At 42.1% G+C, this 1,179-nt stretch carries 1 protein-coding gene; it reads left to right on the forward strand.

Translation table 11 applies throughout. The features are described 5' to 3' along the window. The coding region (locus SPADD19_RS02065; RefSeq protein ID WP_061455071.1) for an AI-2E family transporter at positions 1-1,135 on the forward strand (1,135 nt) is incomplete at its 5' end. Positions 1,136-1,179 lie beyond the last annotated feature (44 nt).

Here is a 1,179-nt window from a genome sequence, read left to right on the forward strand (position 1 = left end):
TAGATGGTTTTTAGATAACAAGGCCATTACTGTATTTTTAGTTACCTTACTGTTGGGCTTGAATCTTTTGGTCCTGAGTAAAATCACCTTTATTTTTATTCCTATTTTTGAGTTTGCAGGAGCAGTCATGCTGCCTGTCATTATTTCTGGTTTGCTCTATTACCTGCTCAACCCCATTGTTGACTTCCTTGAAAGAAAAGGACTCAAGCGGATTTTTGCGATTTCCTTAGTCTTTTTCTTGATTGCAGTGCTTTTAATCTGGGGTCTAGCTGTAGTGATTCCAGCTGTCCAACGACAAGTGGTGAGTTTCTTTCATAACTTGCCAACTTATTTGGAAAAGGCCAATGCAACCATCGATGATTTTCTAGATAATCGCGTCTCTTCTGATATCAAACCCCAGCTAGATGAGATCACCAAGGAATTGTCTGCAAACATTACTTCTTGGGCCAGTTCGATCTCTGGGCGGGCTGTCAATTGGGTCAGCAACTTGATCGGAGTGGCATCGCAAGTCATTGTTGCCTTGATCATCATGCCTTTTATTGTCTTTTATCTTCTTCGAGATGGAAAAAATTTAAAGGGCCACATTGTTCGCTTCTTGCCGACTAAGATTCGTAAATCGGCTGAGCAAGTTCTCTCAGATGTCAATACCCAACTCTCCAACTACGTTCGAGGGCAAATTACGGTAGCCATTGTCGTCACCATTATGTTCATCATCTTCTTTAAGATCATTGGCTTGCGCTATGCGGTAACCTTGGGGATCTCTGCGGGGATCTTGAATTTGATCCCTTACTTGGGTAGTTTCTTAGCCATGTTACCTGCCTTAGTATTGGGCTTGGTAGCAGGACCAGAGATGTTTATCAAGGTCTTGATTGTATTTGCAGTGGAGCAAACCATTGAAGGACGTTTTGTATCACCTTTGGTTTTGGGGAGCCAGTTAAATATCCATCCAATTACCATTTTATTTGTGCTCTTGACGTCAGGATCTATGTTTGGAATCTGGGGAGTTTTCCTAGGAATTCCAGTCTATGCATCTGCTAAGGTGGTGATCGGAGCTATTTTTGAATGGTATAAGGTCGTCAGTGGCTTGTATGAAGAACACAATGAATTAGAAGAGGAAACACACAGTGAGTCATAGTCAACAAATGGTAGAGGCTCTCGATCGGCAAGAGCTAGAAGAGG

The sequence above is a fragment of the Streptococcus parasanguinis genome, assembly GCF_001578955.1.
GTDB classification, from domain to species: Bacteria; Bacillota; Bacilli; order Lactobacillales; family Streptococcaceae; genus Streptococcus; species Streptococcus parasanguinis_U.